The following is a 6,889-nucleotide window of genomic DNA, read 5'->3' on the forward strand; positions in this document are numbered from 1 at the left end:
AAGACCTACTTGCCAGGCCTCTTGGTCCCGTTGTCCTCCGCCGCCTGCCTGCGCAGGAAAGCCTCGACATCAGCCTGCACCGAGTAGGGCGTCGGGATCGCGTCGCCGGCGGAATCGACGGCCGTGTCGAGGCAGCGGCGCAGCATGCGGGCGAGCTCGGCTTTGCGATAGGGCTTTCGCAGCAGTGGCGCGCCCATCGTGGCGCGGCCCTGTGTGTGCAGCGAATCGTAGGCGTAGCCGGACGTGAACAGGACCCTTATAGAGGGCCGCGCCGCCACCATCTGCTCGGCGAGCTCCCGTCCGTTCATGCCGCCGGCCATCACGATGTCGGTGAAGAGCAGGTCGAATGGCTTGCCTTCGGCCGCAATCGCGAGCGCTTCGGTCGCATTGGCGGCCGGAATGACCTTGTAACCGAGCGCCTCGAGCTGAACCGTGACATATTGGCGGACGTCGTGATCGTCCTCGACGCAGAGCACGGTTTCCGTGCCCCCGACGATCTTGCGGTCGTCATAGCCGGTCGGCCGCAGCGTGCTCGCCTCCGCCTTCGGCAGATAGAGCGTGAAGACTGTGCCGCTTCCTTCTTCGGAGGCCACCTTGATGCCGCCGCCGGATTGCTTGACGAAGCCGAACACCATGCTGAGACCGAGCCCCGTGCCCTTGCCGACCTCCTTGGTGGAGAAGAACGGATCGAAGATCCGCTCCAGGATGGCTTGCGGAATGCCTGTGCCGGTGTCGGCAATCTCGATCTCGACATAGTCCCCGGCATAGCCGGCGCCGACGGCGACGGCCTCGCGCACGCCGAACACGATGTTGCGCGTCGTCAGCGTCAGCCGGCCGCCGTCCAGCATGGCGTCGCGAGCGTTGATCGCGAGGTTGAGCAGCGCGGAGCTCAGCTGGCCGCGATCGGCGTAGGCGAGCCAGACGTTGCGGTCGAGCCGGGTGACGATCTCGATCTTCTTGTCGAAGGTCGCCAGCAGCAGCTTTGCGAGCTCCTCCAGCAGAGCGTTGACGTCGATGTCGGCGGGCTGCAGCGCCTGCTTGCGCGCGAAGGACAACAGGCTCGACGTTAGCGCGGCACCGCGATCGGCGGCCTCGCTGATCAGCTTGGTGATGGTCGCAAGCGGCGGGTTGTCCTTGACGGCGTCGGCGAGGATCTCGATCGTGCCCGTGATCACCGTGAGCATGTTGTTGAATTCGTGCGCGATGCCGCCGGTGAGCTGCCCGACCGCCTCCATCTTCTGGGACTGCACCAGCTGTTCCTCGGCGGCGCGCTTCCGGGTGATGTCCCTGACGAAGGTGTTGGTGATGACGCGCGCGCCCAGCCGCAGCACCGTGCTGGACGCCTCGGCCAGGATTGGGTCGCCGTTCCTGTGGACCAGGGTGAGCTCGAAGCGCAGGCCCGACGGCGTATTCGATAGTTCCGGCACCAGCCGCGCCATGCGCTGCCGGAAGGCGGCGCGCAGCGGTTCGGCGACGATGAGGTCGACGACGTCGGCACCAAGCGCCTCCGCCCGCGTCCATCCGGTCAGGGCCTCCGCCTGAAAGCTCCACTCCAGGACAGTGCCGTTGTCGTCGATCTGGATGAAGGCGTCGAGCGCGGTCTTGATGATGGCTTGCGTCATCTGTGCGCTGTCGTTGCGGGCCCGCGCCAGCTCGGCCGCTTGCGCGGCGGCGCACTTGTCCTCTGACGTCTCGATCGTGCGGGCGCAGAACCGCGCGAGCAGCACGGCAGCAGCGGCGCTCGCGATGAGGGCCGCGATCTGCGCAATGCCGAATCCGGGTCCGGCCACGGCATAGGAGGCGAGGAGGGCCGCCGCGGTCACGACGACCTGTGCGGCCATCGCGCGTGTCAGAAGCCCCCTGAGTTTCATGGTCTCCTACCAACGACGTCCGGAACGGACCCCCGTGTCCGCCCGGCAGATGACTCTGCTCTCACGTGAGCTACAGATTCAATGGGGCGGCGTCGAGGGCAATTTCCGGCGGTGCGGGCCGTAGCCCTTCAACCGGCGGGCGAGTCGGTCTGGCGCAGGGTCGTCACCCAGATCGCGCGCGCGACCTGCTGGGTCGGGTTGTCGAACATGTGCGGCACGGTGCTCGGAAAGCGGAAACTGTCGCCGGCTTCCAGCACATGGGCCTGGTTGTCGAGCCACAGCCGCAGGCTGCCGGAGAGGATGTAGCCGGCCTTCTCGCCGGTGTGCTGCATGAAGTCGGTGCCGGAGGAGGAGCCGGGATTGAGCGTGAGCTCGTAGAGCTCGAGCTGGCCCTTGTCCGCCGGCGTCAGCGCTTCCTTGACGACGCCGCTGGCGGTGAGCCGCAGCAGCCGCCGGCTGTTCTTGCGCACGATATAGCGCTGCACGTCGACGGGATCGCTGGTCTCGAAGAAGTACGAGATGGGAACGTCGAGCGCGATGCTGAGCAGGCGCAGCGTCCGTATCGACGGCATGGCGCGCGCGCGCTCGAGCTGGCTGATCATGCCGGTGGACAGGCCGGTCTTGGTGGCGACGTCCTGGATCGAGAAGCCGGCGCGCTGGCGCAGCAGCCGCACGGTTTCACCGAGGCGCTGGTCGACCGCATCGTCCGGCTCGATCATCAGGGCGTCCTTCGGACTATTCGTGTCGCCGCGACCATCCATGTCGCTCTCCCATGCATCATCTTGAGCCCAGGACCGCATCGGGCCGGGCTTCAGTCGGAGTGAAAAGGTTGCGCATACTAGCAATGCGATTGACAGCTGTATTTAGTCATGGTGAAATTTTGTCTGAAAAATTTAGAAGCACTAAAGCCCACTCCTGTCCCTTGCCGGGGTCTCGGGGGCGCGGGAGACGGTGCCGCGTGCGGGAACGGAGACTGGTCATGGCAGACAGCACCGGCAAGTTCGACGTTGGCGGATCGCACTTCGGCATTCCAAACCGCCGACAGATCTTTCAGCTCGGCGCAGGCGCTGCAGCAGGATGGACTCTTTCAGGCACTGCCTTTGCCCAGACTGAACGTCCAACCAATCCGCCGGACAAGCCGCGCGGGCAGGTGATCGCAGCGCTGTCGCAGGAGCCGACCGTCTTTCATCCCCTGATGCCCGGCATCGAGGTCGACCAGGGCATCTGGTGGCAGGTGTTCTCGCCGCTTTGGTACATCGAGCCCGACGGCAAGTTCGTCCCCGACCTCGCCCGCGAAGTCCCGACCATCGAGAATGGCGGACTGTCGGCTGACGGCCTGACCTGGAAGATCAAGTTGCGCAGCGACGTGAAGTGGCACGACGGCACGCCCTTCACGGCCGAGGACGTCAAGTTCTCGCTCGAGCTGATCAACAATCCGGATTTCCGTGCGCGCAGTCGCGTCGGACACAGCCTCGTCAAGGACATCAAGATCGTCGCGCCCGACGAGATCCATTGGCGCATGGAAACGGCCTATTCGCCTTACATGTCGATCCTGGCGGCGCTGACCTTCATCGTGCCCAAGCACATCCTGGAGAAGGTGGCCGATCCGAATGCCTCGCCGTTCCACAACGCGCCGGTCGGCACCGGCCCGTTCCGCTGGGGCGAGCGCGTGCCCGGCGACCACATCCAGTTGAACGCCCATGCCGGCTATCACGGCAAGGGCCCTTACGTCGAACGCGTGGTCTTCAAATACATTCCGGACCTCACCGTTCTCTACACCCAGTTCCGCACCGGCCAGGTCGACTACACCGGCCTGCAGGGCATCCTGCCGAACTTCGTGCAGGAAGCAAAGACGCTGAAGGGCCGCAAGATCTTCGTCTCCTCGACGTCCTCGGTCGAGCACATCGCGCCCAATCTGGAGTTCGGCCCGTTCGCCGACCGCACGGTGCGTGAGGCGCTGTATCTCGGCATCAACAAGCAGGCGATCATCGACGCACTGAACTACGGCCTGCCGAGGCTGACCGAGAGTTTCGTGCCGCAGCAGGCCTGGTCGTTCCAGCAGGGGCTGCCGCAGCACAAATACGATCCGGCCAAGGCCAACGCGCTGCTCGACGCGGCGGGGTGGGTGCGGGGCGCTGGTGGCGTGCGCGAGAAGGGCGGCGTCAAGCTCGAATTCACCAACTCGACGACCTCCGGCAATGCGGTGCGCGAGCAGACCCAGCAGCTTCTGATCCAGGACTGGCGCGCGATCGGCGCTGCGATGCGCGTCAACAACATGCCGGCCGCCGTGATCTGGGGCGATTTCTGGCAGCAGTCGAAATTCAATTCGGTGCTGGTCTCCGTGAACTTCATGCTCGGCAGCGATCCCGATGTGACGCCACGGTTCGGCTCCGGCGCGATTCCCGCCAAGGGCGGCCGTGGCTACAACACCTATCAATATCGGAGCCCGGAGGCGGATCGCCTCCTCGCCGAGGGCGCCAGGCAGTTCGAGCAGGCGCAGCGCAAGACCACCTATGGCGAGCTGCAAAAGCTGATCCGCGACGACCTCGCCATCCTGCCGCTGTTCCAGGGCTTCATCGCCGAAGGCGTCAAGGAAGGGCTGCAGGGTTTCCGTCCCAACATCAACATGTCGATCAACTGCTGGAACATCCGCGAATGGTACTGGGCCTGATGCACAGGGTTCGCTGGGCAGCCTGAGATGGCCCGATACGTCGTCAACCGCCTGACACAGGCGATCATGCTGCTGGTGATCGTCTCCGCGATCGGCTTCGCCATCCTGCACATGGCGCCCGGCGGGCCGCTGTCGCAATTCGCGGCCTCCGCGCAGATGACCCAGGAGGACCTCGACCGCGTCACCAAACAGCTCGGGCTCGATCGGCCGCTGCCGATCCAGTATGTCGACTGGTTCGGCCGCATGTTGAAGGGCGATTGGGGCAAGTCCTATCGCGATGGCGAGGCGGTGCTGTCGGTGATCTCCTCGCATCTCGGCGCCACTCTGGAACTGATGGCGACGGCGACCATCATCGCGGTGCTGCTGGGCTGCTGGATCGGCATCCTTGGCGCGCTGAGGCGATACTCGCTGTTCGACACGCTCGCCACCGTCGGCGCCATGATCGCGCTGTCGATCCCAACTTTCTGGTTCGGCCTCGTCACCATCTACGTGTTCTCGGTCAAGCTCGGCTGGCTGCCGGCCGGCAACCGCCAGACCGTCGGCGACGGCTCCTTGCTCGACCTGCTGCATCATCTGATCGCGCCGGCGATGGTGCTGGCGCTGGTCGAGACCGCGATGTGGGGCCGCTTCATGCGTTCCTCGATGCTCGAGGTGATCAACCAGGACTACATCCGCACCGCGCGCGCCAAGGGCATACCGGAATGGCGTATCCTCACCGTGCACGCGTTGCGTAACGCGCTGCTGCCGATGATCACCGTCGCGGGCCTGCAGTTTCCGACGCTGCTCGGCGGCGCGCTGGTGGCCGAGACCGTGTTCACCTGGCCCGGCATGGGGCGGCTGTTCCTCGATTCCATCGGCTACCGCGACTATCCCGTGGTGATGGGCATCCTGATGTTCTCGGCCACGATGGTGCTGATCGGCTCGCTGCTCGCCGATATCCTCTACGCCGTCGTCGATCCGCGCATCCGGGTGGGCTGAAGCGATGGCGACCGCAACCCTTTCCACCGTCCAGCTCGCTCCCGGCCAGGCCGCTTGGCGGCGTTTCCGCCGGCATCGTCTGGCGCTCGCCGGCGCCGTGATCATTGTGGTGCTGGTGCTCGGCTCGGCGTTCGGCCCCTATCTGCTGCCGTTCGACGACACCTATATCGACATCATGAAGCGGTTCGCGCCGCCGTTCTCCGGCGCGCACATCCTCGGCACCGACGAGCTCGGCCGCGACGTGTTGGCGCGGCTGATGATGGGCGGACGTGTCTCGCTATCGATCGGCATCGTTGCGATGGTGATGGCGATGGCTGTCGGCATCGTGGTCGGCGCCTTTGCCGGATTCTATGGCGGTGCGGTCGGCGCGGTGCTGATGCGGCTCGTCGATGCCGTGCTGTGCTTCCCGACCATCTTCCTGCTGCTGGCGCTGGCGGCGCTCACCGAGCCCGGCCTCGTCACCACCACCGTTCTGATCGCGGCGACGGCCTGGATGGCCGTGGCCCGCGTCGTCGAGGCCCAGGTCCGTTCGCTGCGCGAGCGCGAATTTGCCGTCGCTGCGCTCGCCTTCGGCTCGTCGAACCTCCGTATCATGTTCCGCGAGCTGGTGCCCAACGCGATCGCGCCGATCGTGGTGGCGGCAACGCTGAACGTCGCGAAAGCGATCCTGCTGGAATCCTACGTCAGCTATCTCGGCTACGGGATCCAGCCGCCGGCGGCGAGCTGGGGCAACATGCTCAACAACGCGCAGATCTATCTCACCAGCGCGCCATGGCTCGCGATCGCGCCGGGTCTCGCCATCACGCTGGCCGTGACCAGCTTCAACTTCCTCGGTGACGGCCTGCGCGATGCGCTCGACCCGCGCATGAACATCCCATGATCTGCAAACTCACGACGACAAGAATTCGATCGAACTGACCTCCAGGAGTGCTTCATGTCCCCGCCGCTCAACCGTATCAACAGCGATGAACGCCTGCCGGCGCAGGTGGACGTCGTCGTCATCGGCGGCGGCGTCATCGGCGTCTCCGCGGCCTATCATCTGGCGAAGAAGGGCCTCTCGGTCGCATTGGTCGAGAAGGGCCATGTCGGCGGCGAGCAGTCGAGCCGCAATTGGGGCTGGTGCCGCCAACAGGGCCGCGCGCGCGAGGAGATCCCGCTGGCGCGCGAAGCGCTGCGGCTGTGGGAGGACATGCAGAACGATGCCGGCGTCGATGCCGGCTTCCGCCGCACCGGCGTCTTGTTCCTGACCAAGAGCAAGGAGGAGCTTGCGAGCTGGGAGCGCTGGGCTGCGGTCGCGCGCGAGATGCAGGTCCACTCCACCGTGCTTACGCCGGCCGAGGTCGCCGAGCGCATGCCGGGCAATACCGAC

Annotated in this window: 6 protein-coding genes; 4 read left to right on the top strand and 2 right to left on the bottom strand. The window is 65.7% G+C overall.

What is annotated here, in order from left to right; translation table 11 throughout:
• Positions 1-5 precede the first annotated feature (5 nt).
• Both SE92_RS30380 and SE92_RS30385 read right to left on the bottom strand, forming a co-directional pair.
• On the bottom strand, positions 6-1,871 hold the full coding sequence (locus SE92_RS30380; RefSeq protein ID WP_063201845.1) for an ATP-binding protein: 1,866 nt from the start codon (positions 1,869-1,871) through the stop codon (positions 6-8).
• A gap of 128 nt (positions 1,872-1,999) precedes the next feature.
• On the bottom strand, positions 2,000-2,632 hold the full coding sequence (locus SE92_RS30385) for a cupin domain-containing protein (protein ID WP_063201847.1): 633 nt from the start codon (positions 2,630-2,632) through the stop codon (positions 2,000-2,002).
• A 218-nt stretch (positions 2,633-2,850) separates the two neighbouring features.
• On the opposite strand from SE92_RS30385, the gene SE92_RS30390 reads away from it, so the two are divergent.
• From SE92_RS30390 to SE92_RS30405, 4 genes are all read left to right on the top strand, one after another.
• The gene (locus SE92_RS30390; protein WP_063201850.1) at positions 2,851-4,542 is read left to right on the top strand and encodes a peptide ABC transporter substrate-binding protein; all 1,692 of its coding nucleotides are present in this window, start codon (positions 2,851-2,853) and stop codon (positions 4,540-4,542) included.
• A 27-nt stretch (positions 4,543-4,569) separates the two neighbouring features.
• A complete protein-coding gene (locus tag SE92_RS30395) occupies positions 4,570-5,520 on the top strand; it encodes an ABC transporter permease (protein ID WP_063201853.1) in 951 nt (316 codons plus the stop codon).
• Positions 5,521-5,524: 4 nt separating this feature from the next.
• Positions 5,525-6,400: an ABC transporter permease gene (locus SE92_RS30400; RefSeq protein ID WP_063201856.1), complete on the top strand. Its 876-nt coding sequence runs from the start codon at positions 5,525-5,527 to the stop codon at positions 6,398-6,400.
• 54 nt (positions 6,401-6,454) lie between these two features.
• Positions 6,455-6,889, top strand: a 435-nt coding sequence (locus tag SE92_RS30405; protein WP_157095984.1) for an NAD(P)/FAD-dependent oxidoreductase, incomplete at its 3' end; no start/stop codon positions are given.

The organism is Bradyrhizobium sp. AT1 (genome assembly GCF_001590795.1).
In the GTDB taxonomy this organism is placed as follows: domain Bacteria; phylum Pseudomonadota; class Alphaproteobacteria; order Rhizobiales; family Xanthobacteraceae; genus Bradyrhizobium.